General features: G+C 67.8%; 10 protein-coding genes. 5 read left to right on the top strand and 5 right to left on the bottom strand.

Going from position 1 to position 15,631, the window contains the following annotated elements; genetic code table 11:
* Positions 1-9: 9 nt before the first annotated feature.
* Positions 10-969 (top strand): phosphoglycerate mutase, encoded by a 960-nt coding sequence (locus tag ACOQFS_RS09115; RefSeq protein ID WP_421562574.1) that lies wholly within the window; start codon positions 10-12, stop codon positions 967-969.
* Positions 966-2,681 (top strand): single-stranded-DNA-specific exonuclease RecJ, encoded by a 1,716-nt coding sequence (recJ, locus tag ACOQFS_RS09110; RefSeq protein WP_421562573.1) that lies wholly within the window; start codon positions 966-968, stop codon positions 2,679-2,681. Before ACOQFS_RS09115 ends, recJ begins: the two co-directional genes overlap by 4 nt.
* 68 nt (positions 2,682-2,749) lie before the next feature.
* Here recJ and ACOQFS_RS09105 read toward each other — a convergent pair whose 3' ends face one another.
* The 5 genes from ACOQFS_RS09105 to dnaG all read right to left on the bottom strand — a co-directional run bounded on the left by ACOQFS_RS09105 (position 2,750) and on the right by dnaG (position 11,018).
* On the bottom strand, positions 2,750-3,232 hold the full coding sequence (locus ACOQFS_RS09105; protein ID WP_421562607.1) for a chemotaxis protein CheW: 483 nt from the start codon (positions 3,230-3,232) through the stop codon (positions 2,750-2,752).
* A gap of 17 nt (positions 3,233-3,249) precedes the next feature.
* Positions 3,250-5,010, bottom strand: a complete 1,761-nt coding sequence (locus ACOQFS_RS09100; RefSeq protein ID WP_421562572.1) for a methyl-accepting chemotaxis protein — start codon at positions 5,008-5,010, stop codon at positions 3,250-3,252.
* A 48-nt stretch (positions 5,011-5,058) separates the two neighbouring features.
* A complete protein-coding gene (locus ACOQFS_RS09095) occupies positions 5,059-6,087 on the bottom strand; it encodes a Bug family tripartite tricarboxylate transporter substrate binding protein (protein WP_421562571.1) in 1,029 nt (342 codons plus the stop codon).
* A 223-nt stretch (positions 6,088-6,310) separates the two neighbouring features.
* Entirely contained in the window at positions 6,311-8,680 is a 2,370-nt protein-coding gene (rpoD, locus tag ACOQFS_RS09090) for an RNA polymerase sigma factor RpoD (RefSeq protein ID WP_421562570.1), read from the bottom strand.
* Between the two features lie 265 nt (positions 8,681-8,945).
* On the bottom strand, positions 8,946-11,018 hold the full coding sequence (dnaG, locus tag ACOQFS_RS09085) for a DNA primase (RefSeq protein WP_421562569.1): 2,073 nt from the start codon (positions 11,016-11,018) through the stop codon (positions 8,946-8,948).
* 66 nt (positions 11,019-11,084) lie between these two features.
* On the opposite strand from dnaG, the gene ACOQFS_RS09080 reads away from it, so the two are divergent.
* The 3 genes from ACOQFS_RS09080 to ACOQFS_RS09070 all read left to right on the top strand — a co-directional run bounded on the left by ACOQFS_RS09080 (position 11,085) and on the right by ACOQFS_RS09070 (position 15,555).
* On the top strand, positions 11,085-12,170 hold the full coding sequence (locus ACOQFS_RS09080) for an ABC transporter substrate-binding protein (protein ID WP_421562606.1): 1,086 nt from the start codon (positions 11,085-11,087) through the stop codon (positions 12,168-12,170).
* Between the two features lie 3 nt (positions 12,171-12,173).
* A complete protein-coding gene (locus ACOQFS_RS09075; protein ID WP_421562568.1) occupies positions 12,174-13,832 on the top strand; it encodes a diguanylate cyclase domain-containing protein in 1,659 nt (552 codons plus the stop codon).
* Positions 13,833-13,908: 76 nt separating this feature from the next.
* Complete coding sequence (locus tag ACOQFS_RS09070) at positions 13,909-15,555, top strand: acyl-CoA synthetase (protein WP_421562605.1); 1,647 nt, start codon at positions 13,909-13,911, stop codon at positions 15,553-15,555.
* Positions 15,556-15,631 lie beyond the last annotated feature (76 nt).

Genomic DNA, 15,631 nt, shown 5'->3' with positions numbered 1-15,631 from the left:
AATAGGGGGATGTCGGACACCAACCATTTGCTCATCCCCCATGCGGCCAGCGCCGCCAACGGATGCCAGCAAGCCCTGCAGGGCCTGTCCCTGCCCCACCTGGACCGGCTTCTGGCCCGGCTCAGCCCCCTGCCCAGTGCCAGCGACAATGGCGAGGAAACCAGCTTCTCCACCCCCCACGAACGCGCCCTGGCCCGCGCCCTGGGCCTGCCGGCCGGTGACGGCCGCACGCCCTGGGCCGCCTGGCACCGCCAGCAGCAAGGCCTGGCGGCGGGCGAAGAAGCCTGGGCCTTTGTCACCCCCTGCCAGTGGCAGGTCAGCACCGACCATGTGACGCTGCGCGACCCCGCCCAGCTCGGCCTGGACGAGGCCGCGTCGCGCGCGCTGCTGGCCATCGTGGCACCCTGGTTTGCCGAAGACGGCATCACCCTGCACTACGACGAGCCCACGCGCTGGCTGGCCAGCGGCGTGCTTTTTGCCGATCTGGCCACCGCCTCGCTGGAGCGCGTGCTGCTGCGCGACGTGCGCGCCTGGATGCCCGACGCCAAGCAAGCGCGCGTGCTGCACCGCCTGCACAGCGAGATGCAGATGCTGCTCTACACCCACGCCTTCAACGACGAGCGCACCGCGCGCGGCCTGCCGGTTGTGAACTCGTTCTGGGTGCACGGCACGGGCGTGCTGCCCCAGCCTGTGCCCGCCGCAACGGCCGCACCACCACACCTGCCCACCACGCTGCGCGACGCCGCCATGCGCGAGGACTGGCGCGCCTGGGCGGCTGCCTGGGCCGCGCTGGACGCGGGGCCCGTGGCCGACCTGCTGCGCCGGGCCGAGGGCGGATCTCCGGTGCAGCTGACCCTTTGCGGCGAACGCAACACGCGGGCCTTTCACAGCGCACCGCGCTCGCTGGCCCAGCGTTTTCAAAGCCTTTTCAGGCCCCAGCGCTTTATGGACGTGCTCAGGCAGCTATGAAAATAATAGCGAGAGACATTCCCCCCCGCGCTGCATGGGCGTTGGAGCAGGCCGGCGTGCACCCGCTGCTGGCGCGCCTGTATGCCGCGCGCGGCGTGCTGGGCAAGGACGAGCTGGACGACGGCCTGGCCCGCCTGCTGCCGCCCGGCGGGCTCAAGGGCATTGACGCCGCCGCCCGCCTGCTGGCCGATGCCGTGCTGCAGCACCGGCGCATGGTGATCGTGGCCGACTACGACTGCGACGGCGCCACGGCCTGCGCCGTGGGCGTGCGCGGCCTGCGGCTGCTGGGCGCGCAGCACGTGGATTACCTCGTGCCTGACCGTGTGACCGACGGCTACGGCCTCACGCCACCCATCGCCCGCCGCGTGGCCGAGCGCGGCGCCGACGTGCTCATCACCGTGGACAACGGCATTGCCAGCGTCGAAGGCGTTGCCGAAGCCAAGGCCCTGGGGCTCACCGTGGTGGTGACCGACCACCACCTGCCCGGCCCCGCGCTGCCTGCGGCCGATGCCATCGTCAACCCCAACCAGCCGGGCTGCACGTTCGAGAGCAAATCCATGGCGGGCGTGGGCGTGATGTTCTACGTGTTGCTGGCACTGCGCTCGGAACTGCGCGCGCGAGGGGTCTTCGATGCCGCCACGCAGCCCAAGCTCGACCCGCTGCTGCCGCTCGTGGCACTGGGCACCGTGGCCGACGTAGTCAGGCTCGATGCCAACAACCGCCGCCTGGTCGCCCAAGGCTTGAAGCGCATTCGCGCCGGGGCCATGCCGCCCGGCGTGGCGGCCCTCTTCCATGCCGCCGGCCGCAAGGCGCCCGCCGCCACCACCTTCGACTTTGGTTTTGCTTTAGGCCCGCGCATCAACGCCGCAGGGCGCCTGGCCGACATGACGCTGGGCATCGAATGCCTACTGACCGACAACACGGCCCGCGCCGCAGAACTTGCCAGCACGCTCGACGGCATCAACCGCGAGCGCCGCGAGATCGAGGGCGGCATGCGCGAGCAGGCCATGCTCATGGCCGAAAGCCTGTTTGACGAAAGCGAAGCGCCGCCGCCCGCGATCAGCGTGTTCGACCCCGACTTTCACGAAGGCGTGGTGGGCATCGTGGCCAGCCGCATCAAGGACAAGCTGCACCGCCCCACGTTCGTATTCGCGGCCAGCAGCGCGCCGGGCAAGGAGCATGAGCTCAAGGGCTCGGGCCGGTCCATCCCTGGGTTTCACCTGCGCGACGCGCTGGACCTGGTGGCCAAACGCCACCCGGGCGTGATCCTCAAGTTTGGCGGCCACGCCATGGCGGCGGGCTGCACCGTGGCCGAGGAAGCGTTCGACGTGTTCGAGCAGGCCTTTGCCCAGGTGGCGCAGGAATGGCTGGACGCCGCCACCCTCACCCGCCGCATCGAGACCGACGGCCCCCTGGCGCCCGAGCACGTGCGCGCCGACATCGTGGACCTGCTGCACCGCGAGGTCTGGGGCCAGGGCTTCTTGCCGCCCACCTTCAGCGAAGAGGTGCAGGTGCTCAGCCAGCGCCTGGTGGGCGAGGCCAAGAACCACCTGTCGCTCAAGCTCATGCACCAGGGCAGCCCCATCGACGCGATCTGGTTTGGCCACACCGAGCAGTTGCCCGCGCGCGTGGTGCTGGCCTTCCGGCTCGACGTGAACGAGTGGAAGGGCGAGCGGCGGGTGCAGTTTCTGGTGGAGGGGGCGCAGCTTTGAAGATCACAAGCAAAAATGCCCGCCAGCGCTTTTGCTGCGGGCATTTTTAGCTATTAACAAAATAGCAGCTAGGCGGCAGACCCATCGACCGGCGCCACGTCGCCGAGCAGCGCCTCGATGTCCAGCAGGATCAGCATGCGCTCGCCCACCTGGGCCAGGCCGCTGATGGCGTTGGCGTCCAGCGTGGCCGACATGCCGGGCGCAGCGCGCACCATGTCGGCTTCCAGCGTGACCACGTCGCGCACCGCATCCACCACCACGCCCACCACGCGGTCGCCCAGGTCAATCACGATGACCACTGTGGATGGCGTGATCTCCGCGCTGGGGCAGGCAAAGCGCAGGCGCAGGTCGATGATGGGCACGACCACGCCGCGCAGATTGACCACGCCCAGCAGAAAACCGGTGGTGTTGGGCATGCGGGTGGGCGTCTCGTACGAGCGGATCTCCTGCACCTTCATGATGTCGATGCCATAGCTTTCACCGCCCAGCGCAAAGCTCAGGTACTGGCCCGGGGCCGCCAGCGTCCGGCCGTCGGCGGCGGGCGCCGCCATCGTCGTTGCGTGGTGCATCAGAAGTTCTCCCATTGGTCGTCGTCGCCGGATGCGCCGGTGGCCGGCGCCTTGGCCGTGGCGGTGGCCTTGGCGGCAGGCCCCAGCGCCTTGGGCGCGGCGGGTGCGCGCGCCGGGGCAGCCACCTTCGGCGTGCGGGCCTGCGGCAGGGGCCGCGCCGGTGCGGGTGGTGGCACCGCCATGGGGCGCTCTGCCGCCGCGTGGGCCGCAGCGGGCGCCGTGCCCACGTTGAACACCGACACCACCTGCGACAGCCGCTCGGCCTGGTCGCGCAGCGCAGCCGCTGCGGCGGCCGACTCTTCCACCAGCGCGGCGTTCTGCTGCGTGGCCTCGTCCATGCGCACGATGGCCTGCGTCACGCGTTGCATGTCGGTGGTCTGGGCGGCGCTGGCCTGGCTGATGTCCTCCATCAGCGCGCTCACGCCCTGGATGGAAGACACCACCTCGGCCATGGTGGTACCCGCATGGCGTGCCAGGTCGGAGCCCGCCTGCACGCGCTCCACACTGGTCTGTATCAGCGCCTTGATCTCGCGTGCCGCGCTGGCGCTGCGGGTGGCCAGGTTGCGCACTTCGCTGGCCACCACGGCAAACCCGCGGCCTTGTTCGCCCGCGCGGGCGGCCTCCACCGCAGCGTTGAGGGCGAGGATGTTGGTCTGGAAGGCGATGCCATCGATGACTCCGATGATGTCGGCGATGCGGCGCGAACTCTCCTGAATGCCCTGCACCACGTCCACCATCTGCGTGACCACGTCGCCGCCACGCTGCGCCACGGTGGCGCCGCTTCGCGCAAGCTCGTTCGCGCGCTGCGCGTTGGCGGCGTTTTGCTTCACCGTGGCCTGCAGCTGCTGCATGGACGAGGTGGTTTCGTCCAGCGACGAGGCCTGGTCTTCGGTGCGCATGCTCAGGTCGGCATTGCCCTGCGCGATCTCGGCGCTGGCGCTGGCCACACCCTCGGCGTTGCTGCGCACGCCGGCCACCACGTTCTCCAGGTTGTCCTGCATGGCGCGCAGGGCTTCCAGCAGCCGGGCCGGTTCGTCGCGGCCCTCCACGCGGATGGCGGTGGTGAGGTCGCCCGCCGCCACCTTGTGCGCCAGCGAGACAGCCACGCCCAAGGGACGCACCACCGAGCGCGTGAGCAGCCAGCCCGCGCAGGCGCCCAGCGCCGTGACCAGCGCCAGCGCCACCAGGCTGCTGACCAGTGCGCGCCGCGCGTCCTGCGCCGCCTGCTGCGCGATGGCCGCGCTGCTGGCGGCCACCTGCTGGCCCAGTTCGGTCAGCAGCTTGGCGGGGCCCTGGTCGATGTCGGCCACGTCGGCATCCCCGGCCGAGGGCACAAAGCCCAGCGACTGAAACACCTCAAAACCCTTGCGGTAGCCCTGCGCCATCTGCGCGTGGGCCTGGCTGAACTTTTGCAGCGCTGCTTTTTCCTGCGCGTCGCTCAGCTGGGGCTCCAGCGCTTTGGCCGCATCGGCCACGCGTTTTTCGCTGGCCTGAAAGGCGGCCCAGTGCAGCTCGCGCTTGCGTGAGTCTTCGCCGCGCAGCAAGGTGTTCTTCCATTCCAGCACCTGGGTCTTGAACTCGCTTTCCATGCGGCTCACGGCGCGCTCCTGCGCCACGCGGCCCAGCACGGTGGTGTCGTAGGTGTCCAGCGTGCGGTACAGCGTGGCAATGCCGAACAGTGCGGCGCCCAGTAGCAGGGCCAGCACCAGTCCCAGGGCCGTGGCCATGCGCGCGCCGATGGAGTGGTTGGACATTTTCATGGGGGGCTCCAAAGGTGCAGCAGGGGGCGGTGCAGTGCGCGCGCGGCGTCAGGCCTTGAGCTTGAGCAGGTACACCATCACGCGGGCGGTGGTGAGATCGAGTTCCATGAACTCTGCCAAATCCTTGCCGGCAAGCCAAGAGGGCTCCCACCGGTTCTGCCTGAGCGTGCGCGCCCAGGACTCGTGGTGCGTGGCCGCCTCTACCGCGGCAAGCATCTCTGCGGTGCGGGCAGGCGCCACGCCCTTGCCGGTGAACACGCCGCGCCAGTTGGCCATCACCGCGTCCAGCCCCTGTTCGCGAAACGCGGGCACGCCGAACACGCTGCGGCGCGACGACACGCCAATGGCGCGCAGCTTGCCCGAGGCCAGCGCGTCGCTGAATTCGCTGTAGCCGGACAGGCCCACGCTGGCGGCGCCGCTCATCAACGCTTCCACCACGTCGGCGCCGCCCGCAAACGGCTTGTAGACCAGGTCTTCGGGCCGGGCCTTGGCAGCACGTGCCAGCACGCCCGCAAACATGTGGTCCACCCCACCGGCCGATCCCCCCGCCACGGGCATGCCGCGCAGGTCGGCCCGCAGCGCGCCCGCCAGGTCCTGTGTGGTCTTGATGGGCGACGGGGCAGCGACGGCCGCCACCAGGTAGTCGCTGGTCAGGCGCGCCAGGGGCTGGATGTGGCCCATGTCCACGGCGGGCTTTTGCAGCGCGACGGCGCCCACCATCACCATGCCGCCCATCAGCAGCGTGTTGGCATCGGCGCCGTACTTCTCGGCATATTTGGCGAGGCCAATGGTGCCGCCCTTGCCGCCGATGTTTTCATAGTCGATATGGTCGACAGCGCCCACACCCACCAGGGCGGCGCCCAGGGCGCGGCCGGTCTGGTCCCACCCGCCACCGGGGTTGGCCGGGATCACGATGCGCAGCGTGGTGGCCAGCCGGGGCGCCTTGGCAGAGGCAGGGCGGGGCGTTGCCGCCGAGCTGGCCTGCGCCCAGGCGGGAACGGCGGGCAGGCCCCACGCGGCAGCGGCGGCGGCGAACGTATGCGCAAGGGCCTTGCGGCGATGGATCGGTGCGGTCATGCGAGTCCCCTCCAGACGGTGTGGAGTGTTGTGTTCTTGTGAATGCAGCGCGAGGGCGCAGCGCCCGCGGTGTGCGCGGCCATGGTCGCTGTCCAAGCTGTCAGATGGCTGTCCGCGGTCTCAGGGAAAACGCGAATGCCGCGATGGCCCCCCAAAAAAAAGCCCTGCGCCGCAGGTGCGGGGCAGGGCGTTGAGCCTTGGGGCCGGGGGGCCAGCCGAGGGTTTACAGCGAATCGATGAAGCTGCGCAGCTTGTCCGAACGCGAGGGGTGCTTGAGTTTGCGCAGTGCCTTGGCTTCGATCTGGCGGATGCGCTCGCGGGTCACGTCGAACTGCTTGCCCACTTCTTCCAGCGTGTGGTCGCTGGTCATCTCGATGCCGAAGCGCATGCGCAGCACCTTGGCCTCGCGCGGGGTCAGGCCGTCGAGGATGTCCTTGACCACGTCGCGCAGGCCGGCCTGCATGGCGGCTTCGATGGGCGCGGTGTTGGCGCCATCCTCGATGAAGTCGCCCAGGTGGCTGTCGTCGTCGTCGCCGATGGGGGTTTCCATCGAGATCGGCTCCTTGGCGATCTTCATGATCTTGCGGATCTTGTCTTCCGGGATCTCCATCTTGGCGGCCAGGATGGACGCATCGGGCTCGAAGCCAAACTCTTGCAGGTGCTGGCGGCTGATGCGGTTCATCTTGTTGATCGTCTCGATCATGTGCACCGGGATGCGGATGGTGCGCGCCTGGTCGGCGATCGAGCGGGTGATGGCCTGGCGGATCCACCACGTGGCGTACGTCGAGAATTTGTAGCCGCGGCGGTATTCGAACTTGTCCACCGCCTTCATCAGGCCGATGTTGCCTTCCTGGATCAGGTCGAGGAACTGCAGGCCGCGGTTGGTGTACTTCTTGGCGATCGAGATCACGAGGCGCAGGTTGGCCTCGATCATTTCCTTCTTGGCATCGCGCGAGGTGGCTTCGCCCTCGTTCATGCGCTTGTTGATGCCCTTGAGCTCGGACAGCGGCACCACCACGCGCGCCTGCAGGTCCATCAGCTTTTGCTGCAGGTCCTGGATGGGCGGCACGTTGCGGGCCATCACGGCCGACCAGGGCTTGCCTGCGGCGGCCTGCTTTTCCACCCATTGCAGGTTCAGCAGGTTGGGCGGGAAGTCCTTGATGAAGGTTTCCTGCGGCATGCCGCACTTGTCCACGATGATGCGGCGCAGCTCGCGCTCCTTCTTGCGCACATCGTCCACCTGGCTGCGCACCATGTCGCACAGCTTCTCGATGGTCTTGGCGGTGAAGCGGATGGTCATCAGCTCGGCCGACAGGGCGTGCTGGGCCTTGAGGTAGGCCGGCGTGCCGTAGCCTTCCTTGTCGTACACCTTGTGCACCTTCTCGAACAGCTCGCGCAGCTTGTCGAAGCGCTCCAGCGCCTGCTTCTTCAACTCTTCGAGCTTCTTGGTCAGCGCCTTGCTGCCGCCCTTGCCGTCGTCATCGTCGGCCTCGTCGAACTCGTCGAAGTCTTCTTCGGCCACATAGTCGTCGGCCTCGTCGGGGTTGGAGAAGCCGTCCACGATGGTCGAGATGACGACCTTGCCTTCGCGGATCTCCTCGCCCATGTTCAGGATCTCGGCGATGGTGGCGGGCGATGCGCTGATCGCCTCCATCATGGCCATCAGGCCGCCTTCGATGCGCTTGGCGATCTCGATTTCGCCTTCACGGGTGAGCAGCTCCACCGTGCCCATTTCGCGCATGTACATGCGCACGGGGTCGGTGGTGCGGCCGAATTCGGAGTCCACGGTGGACAGCGCCGCTTCGGCGGCTTCTTCGGCTTCTTCTTCGGTCGCGCCAGCGGGGGCGTTGTCGGTGATGATCAGCGCTTCGGCGTCGGGCGTCTGCTCGTACACCGCCACGCCCAGGTCGTTCAGCGTGGTGATGACGGCTTCCAACGTTTCGGCATCGACCAGCTTGTCGGGCAGATGGTCGTTGATTTCAACGTGCGTGAGGTAGCCGCGCGTCTTGCCCAGCTTGATCAGGGCCTTCAGGCGCGCGCGGCGCTTGGCCATGTCTTCTTCGGAGAGGACGGTTTCGTCCAGGCCGAATTCCTTCATCAAGGCGCGTTCCTTGGCCTTGCTGATCTTCATGCGCAGGGGCTTGACCTTTTCCACCGTGGCTGCGGCCTCGGTGGTCTCTTCGACCTCGCCTTCCAGGTCGGATTCGATGTCCGACAGGTCGGCGTCGTCGCTGCCTTCGTCGCTGGCTGCGGCCGCCTTGGGCTTGCGGCCGCGCTTGGCGGGGGCCGCCTTGGCGTCAGCGGAGCCAGCCGCCTTGGCGGGGCGGCCAGGGCGCTTCTTGGGGGTGTCGTCTTCAGCGGCGGCAGCCGCCTTGGCGGGCTTTTTCTTCAGCAATTCGTCGGCAGCTTTGGTCAGCTCGGCAGAACTTTTCACGGGCACAGTTTTCACTTTCTTGGCAACCGGGGCGGGTGCGGCAGCAGCCTTCTTGGGGACGGCCTTTGCCGGGGCCTTGGCGGCGGTTTTGGAGACAACAGCCTTGGCGGCGGTGCCTGGAGCGGACTTGGATGGCTTCGCGGACTTTTGAGCGGGCATGAAGAACCTCAGAATCAAAAACGGACACAAAGAAAACGCAAGCGCCACAGGTCCCGGCGCGGGTGGCGGCGCGAAAGCGGTGTTTCGCGCTTTGAGGGGAGGCCCTCAGGGGCAAGATGTCTGGGCGATCATTTGGTGTGCAGTCCTTGCGATGGGTGGGCCCAGGGGCGCTGAGGTGCGCGCGAGTGTGGAGGCCCGGCTCGGAGGTGCTGCTGTCGCTCTTGCCGCTACTAACTAACCCTACATTATACCTTCGGGCCCGATTTCAAGCGGTCCGCCCCACCGGCTGCTCCAAAATCCTGCGTTTTTCCGCCAGAAGGCGGTAGCGCTCCAGCGCGGAGGGGTCCTGCTGCACCTGCAGCACCAGCAGCTTTTGCTGCTCCTTGATGTCTTCGATCTGCATGCGGTTGAGCAGGTCGCGCAGTTCCAGGCGCAGCTCCTGCACATCGCCTTCGGTCTGGGCGTGCGAGCCCGTCATCACCTTCACGGCCAGCGCTTCGCACTCGTGGTCGCGCAGGCTCTCGCGCAATACCGCCCAGGGCAGCGGGCCGTGCTCATGAAACTGCGCCTCCAGCCACGCAAACAAGGGGCCGTGGGGCGAGGGCTGGGCACACAGGCTGGCATGGTCGTCGTGCGTCAGCTCTTCCAGAAACGCCATGTGCGACAGCAGCAGCCGCGCGGCATGGTCGATGCGGCTGGCCGTGGGGGTGCGGGGCAGGCGAGGCTGCGGCGGCCAGGGTGCGGCATCGCGGTCTTTTTTCTTCCAGCTGCCGCCGCTTTTCCAGTCGCCGCTCTTGCGAAACGGCGGTTTGCCCTGGCCGTAGGCGCCGGGGGGGCTGTAGGCCTCGTGGTCGCCATATCCGCCATATCCGCCATGACCACCGTAACCCGCAGCAGCGGGATCGCCCGCCGGGGCCCAGCCGTCGGCGTCGGGGGGAAGGTCCCACGGGGGGGCTTCGCCTGGCGCCGCTGGCGTGCCATGGCGCACGGCCGGCAACGGGGTGCCTGGGCCCGGGTGGCGCGGTGCATCGCGGCCCGTGGCGGGGCCCCACAGGTCGGCCAGGTCGCGCGCGTTCAGCTGGGTCTTGTCGGCCAGCTCGCTCAGCAGCTGGCGCTTGAGCACGCCGTCGGGCAGCGCCGTCCACAGCGGGCGGGCGTTGCTGGCCATGTGGGCGCGGCCCTCGGCGGTGGCCAGGTCGCAGCCTTCGCTGGCGGCGTCCACCAGAAAGCGGCTCAGCGGCACCGCGTCGGCCACGGCGCGGGCAAAGGCGTCGGTGCCGTGCTCGCGGATGAAGGTGTCCGGGTCGTGCTCGGCGGGCAGGAAGAGAAACTTGATGCTGCGCGTGTCGCTGGCATGCGGCAGGGCCGCTTCCAGCGCCTTGCGCGCGGCGCGGCGGCCGGCGGCGTCGCCGTCGAAACTGAACACCACCGCATCGGTAAAGCGCAGCAGCTTGTGCACATGCTCGGGCGTGCAGGCCGTGCCCAGCGTGGCCACCGCGTTCGGAAACCCCAGCTGCGCCAGGGCCACCACATCCATGTAGCCCTCGGTGACGAGCGCATAGCCATGCTCGCGGATGGCGGTGCGCGCCTCGAACAGGCCGTACAGCTCGCGGCCTTTGTGGAACACCGGGGTTTCCGGCGAATTGAGGTATTTGGGCTTTTCATCGCCCAGCACCCGCCCGCCAAAGCCGATGCACTCGCCCTTGACATTGCGGATGGGGAACATCACCCGGTCGCGGAACCGGTCGTAGCGCTTGTCCTGCCCGTCCTCGCCCACGATGACCAGGCCGCTTTCTTCCAGCAGCGGGTCGTCGTAGCTCGGGAACACGCTGGCCAGGCTGCGCCAGCCCTCGGGCGCATAGCCCAGGCCATAGAGCTTGGCCACGTGCCCCGATACACCCCGGCCCTTGAAATAGTCGATGGCCCGCTGCGAGGCGCGCAGCTGCTTGCGGTAGGCCTCGGCCGCCTTCTCCAGCACATCGGTCAGGGTGGCCTGCTTCTGGCGCGCGGCGGCGGCGCGCTCGCGCTCCTGGGGCGAGATGTCGTCGTCCGGCACCGTGAGGCCAATGCCCTGCGCCAGGTCCTGCACGGCCTCCACAAAGCCCATGCCCGCGTGGTCCATCAGAAAGCTGATGGCGTTGCCATTTTTGCCGCAGCCAAAGCAGTGATAGAACTGCTTGGAGGGGCTGACGCTGAACGAAGGCGACTTCTCGCCATGGAAGGGGCACAGCCCCATGAAATTGGCCCCGCCCTTCTTGAGCTGCACATAGCGGCCGACGATGTCGACCACGTCCACGCGGGAAAGCAGTTCCTGAATGAAAGACTGAGGGATCGTCACCGGCGTATTGTCCGCGTAAACTATTTGTTACTGGATATTACGAGTGGGGCTTTCGGCATGACAGACATGGCGGGGCATCGGTTGGCAGTCACGGGGGCGCAGCAGACGCTGCCTCGCCGCAGGGCCTTGGCGCTGCTGGCCGGGGGCGTGGCGGGGCTGCCCGGCCGCCCTGCACGGGCTGCATCGGTTTTGCGCGTGCTGGCGTGGCCGGGATATGCCGACCCGGATGTGGTGGCCGTCTTCGAGAAGCGCCACCGGGTCAAGCTCGAAGTCACGATCGTGGGCTCGGATGACATCCTGCGCGCCAAGCTGGCCAGCACCGCCGGACCGGGTTTTGACCTGGTGGCAGCCAACACGGCCGAGATCGCGCGCCTGGTGGCGCAGGACATGCTGGCCCCACTTCCCGCGGGCAAGGTCCCGAATGCCGCGCGCCAGTTGCAGCGGTTTCGGCAACTGCAGTCCATCGCGGGCATTGCCGCAAAGGGCCAGGTGTTTGCGATGCCGTTCACGTATTCCGAGATGGGGATCGTGTACGACCGGGTGCAGTTCGGCAGGCCGCCGGATTCAATCAGCGTGATGTGGGATCCGCGTTGGCAGGGCAAGGTGCTTGCCTTCGATGGAAGCTCTCACGGGTTTTCGCTGGCGGCCATGCACCGGGGTCTGGCACCGTTTCGCATCGACCAGGCCCGCTTCAGCCCGCTGGCCCGGGACCTGGTGGCGTTGCGGCGCAACGTGCGCTCGTTCTACAGCCTGCCTGAGGAGTCGGTGGAGCTGTTTCGTCGGCACAAGGTGGCGGTCATGCATGCCAACTACGGCCAGCAGCAACTCAAGCAGCTGCGCGATGCCGGTCTGGATGTGGGGTATGTGGTGCCCCGCGAGGGCGCGCTCGCCTGGCTGGATTGTTGGGCCATCACCCGGCGCTCATCCCATGCCGCTCTCGCGGCCGAGTGGATCAATTTCATGCTCGATCCGGCCGTGAGCCGCGAGTTCACACGGCGCCAGGGGCTGGCCAACACGCTGGAGGAGCCCCCCGCGCTGTCGGGCGATGCGCCGTCTGGCCCTATCGTGTGGCTGGAGCCCGTGGAAGACGAAGGCCTGCGCGCGCGGCTGTGGCAGCGCATCGTGTCGGGCGATCGGCCCGAAAGGTTCTGACACGTGCCGCGCCTGACATGGGGCATCGCGCAGCGCCTGGGGGCCTTGCTGGCCTCGTTCAGCGTGTTTGCGTCCGTTCTTGCGGGCTACTACACCTTTGACTCCAGCCGGGCGCGCCTGCAGGGGCGGGCCGAGCGGGCCTTGATGGCCACGACCCAGGTGCTCTCCCAGCACATCCAGGCCGGCTTTGGCACCGTGGCCCGCAATACGCTGTTTCTGGCCACGGTGGCGGGGCAGCAGCCCGATATGGATCGACTGGCCGATGTGTTTCGAGCCAACCTGGAGGCCCATCCCAGCTATCAGCAGATCCGCTTCATCAGCGCGGGCGACCACGGGCTGGAGCGGGTGCGTATCGACCGCCAGGGCAGTGCACTGGTGCGGGCGCAGGGCCTGGCGCTGCAGGAGAAGGCGCATTTTCCCTTCGTGTTCGAGACCCTGACGTTGGCACCTGGTGCGGTGTATGTGTCCGATTTTGGTATCAACCATGAGGGCAGTTCCGAAGACGACCCCTTGCCCGTCTTCAACATGGCCTCGCCGGTGGTGCAGGGCGGCAAGGTGCGAGGCGTCGTGGTGGTGCGTGTGGCCGCCGAGCCGTTTCTGAAGAACTTCAATGCGGCGCTGCCCGCGACCTACGGCTTTTTCCTCAGCAACCGATGGGGCGATTTTCTGGTGCACCCCGATACCGCACAGACCTTCGGCTTCGACCGGGGGCAGCGCATTCTGATCCAAGAGGCGTTTGCACCCGTCGCTGCATTGATCGAAGGGCGCAAGGACGAGGTGGTGCTCAGCCAGCCGGACGCTGGCGACGCGCAGGCGCGGGTGTACTCGTTCGTGCGCATGCCGTTTGGCGGCCATGGCGAGGGGCGCTTCATGGTGGTGGGCCTGTCGCAGCCGCTTGCGGCAGTGCAGGGCGAGGTGGTCGACCTGGGCCACAGCATCCTCAAGATATTGTTGGTGCTCAGCCTGGTGGGTGTGGCGCTCGCGGTCGTGGTGTCGCGCGTGGTCACGCAGCCGCTGCAGGCCATGGTGGGCGCCACCAAGGCATTTTCGCAAGGGCAGGCGCATGGCGCTCTGCCCTTGCACCGCAAGGACGAGGTGGGCGAGCTGGCCCGCAGCATCCACGACATGGAGCAGCAGATAGGCCGCCAGATCACCGCACTGAACGTGAGCCACGACGCCATGGCCCACCTGGCACACCACGACGCTCTCACCGGCCTGCCCAACCGCCGGCTGTTCACGCTGCACCTGGAGCAGGCTTTGGAACGAGCGTGCCGCAGCGGGCGCGGCTGCGCGCTGCTGTTTGTGGACCTGGACGACTTCAAGGCCATCAATGACACACGCGGCCACGCCGTGGGCGACTTGGTGCTGCAGGCCGTCGCACGGACCATTGTGGGTGCGGTGCGGCAGGCGGATACCGTGGCCCGGCTGGCGGGCGATGAGTTCACCGTGCTGTGCGAGAACGTGGATTCCGACGCTGCCGCGCAGCACATTGCGAGCAAGCTGGCACAGGCCTTCGAGCCGCCCCTGCAGATTGAGGGCCAGCCGTTCCCGGTGCGCGCCAGCATCGGCGTGAGCCTGTACCCTCGCGACGCGCAAGATGCGCACACGCTGCTGGCCAGCGCCGACGCGGCCATGTACCGTGTCAAGCAAAGCCGCCGTTGATGGGCGCAACCCCAGCAAGCCCAGCAGGCACGATAGGCTGTGGCCCCTGTCCGTTCATAACCCTTCTCAACCCATGATGACGAGCATCTTCGACCAGCACCTGCCCCGCACCGAAGCCAACTTTGCGCCGCTGTCGCCGCTGTCGTTCATTGAACGCACGGCCGATGTCTACCCCGACCGCCCGGCCATCGTGCACGGCACGCTGCGCCAAACCTGGGCCCAGACCTACGCCCGCTGCCGCCAGCTGGCCAGCGCGCTGCAGCAGGCCGGCATCGGCAAGAACGACACCGTGGCCGCGATGCTGCCCAACACGCCGCCCATGGTGGAGGCGCACTTTGGCGTGCCCATGGCGGGCGCGGTGCTCAATGCCCTCAACACCCGGCTGGACCCTGAGGCGATCGCCTTCATGCTTGACCACGGCGAGGCCAAGGCCGTGATCGTGGACCCCGAATTCACCGGCACCATGGCCCGCGCGCTGGCCCTGCGTACGGGCACGGCGCCCATTCGCGTGATCGAGGTGCAGGACGCCCTCTACGGCCCCGCCGTGCAAAGCCTGGGCGGCACCGACTACGACGCCTTCGTGGCCAGCGGCGATGCGGCGTTTGCCTGGAGCTTGCCCGCCGACGAATGGGACGCCATCGCCCTCAACTACACCAGCGGCACCACCGGCAACCCCAAGGGCGTGGTCTACCACCACCGGGGCGCCGCCGCCAACGCCATCAGCAACGTGCTGGAGTGGGACATGCCCAAGCACGCGGTCTACCTGTGGACGCTGCCCATGTTCCACTGCAACGGCTGGTGCTTTCCCTGGACGGTGGCGGCCCGCGCGGGCGTCAACGTGTGCCTGCGCCGGGTGGAGGCCCAGGCCATCTTCGACGCCATTCGCCAGCATGGCGTCACGCACTACTGCGGCGCGCCCATCGTGCACGGCATGCTGGTCAACGCGCCCGATGCGATGAAGGTCGGTGTTCCTGCCGGGGTCAAGGCCATGGTGGCGGGCGCCGCGCCCCCTGCCTCGATGATCGAAGGCATGGAAAAGATGGGCTTCGACCTGACCCACGTCTACGGCCTGACCGAGGTGTATGGCCCGGCCACCGTGTGCGCCAAGCACGATGCCTGGGACGACCTGGATATCGGCGAGCGCGCCCGCCTCAACGCCCGCCAGGGCGTGCGCTACCACCTGGAGCGCGACGTGCGCGTGCTCGACCCCGAGACGATGTTGCCCGTGCCGCAGGACGGCGAAACCATGGGCGAGATCATGTTCAAGGGCAACATCGCCATGAAGGGCTACCTGAAGAACCCGAAAGCGACGGAAGAAGCCTTTGCCGGCGGATGGTTCCACAGCGGCGACCTGGCCGTGCAGTACCCCGACGGCTACATCAAGATCAAGGACCGCAGCAAGGACATCATCATCTCGGGCGGCGAGAACATCTCGTCCATCGAGGTCGAAGACGTGCTCTACCGCCACCCCGACGTGCTGGCCGCCGCTGTGGTGGCCAAGCCCGACCCGAAGTGGGGCGAAACGCCGTGTGCGTTTGTCGAGCTGAAGGCGGGCGCCCAGACCACGCCCGAAGACATCGTGGCCCACTGCAAAAAACACCTCGCCGGATTCAAGGTGCCCCGCGCCGTGGTGTTTGGCGAGTTGCCCAAGACCAGCACCGGCAAGATCCAGAAATTCGAGCTGCGGCAGCGGGCGGGGTCGGCCGCCGCCATCGACGTGTAGAAACATTGATTAGAAGTCCTGACTATGTACATGCCTCAGATGCCTGCCCCCATCCGTTCGGGCTGAGCTTGTCGAA

Source organism: Paracidovorax sp. MALMAid1276 (assembly GCF_049198005.1).
Lineage (GTDB): Bacteria > Pseudomonadota > Gammaproteobacteria > Burkholderiales > Burkholderiaceae_C > Acidovorax.
The sequence above is the reverse complement of the archived record's forward strand: the minus strand, read 5'-3'. Positions and strand labels throughout refer to the sequence as shown.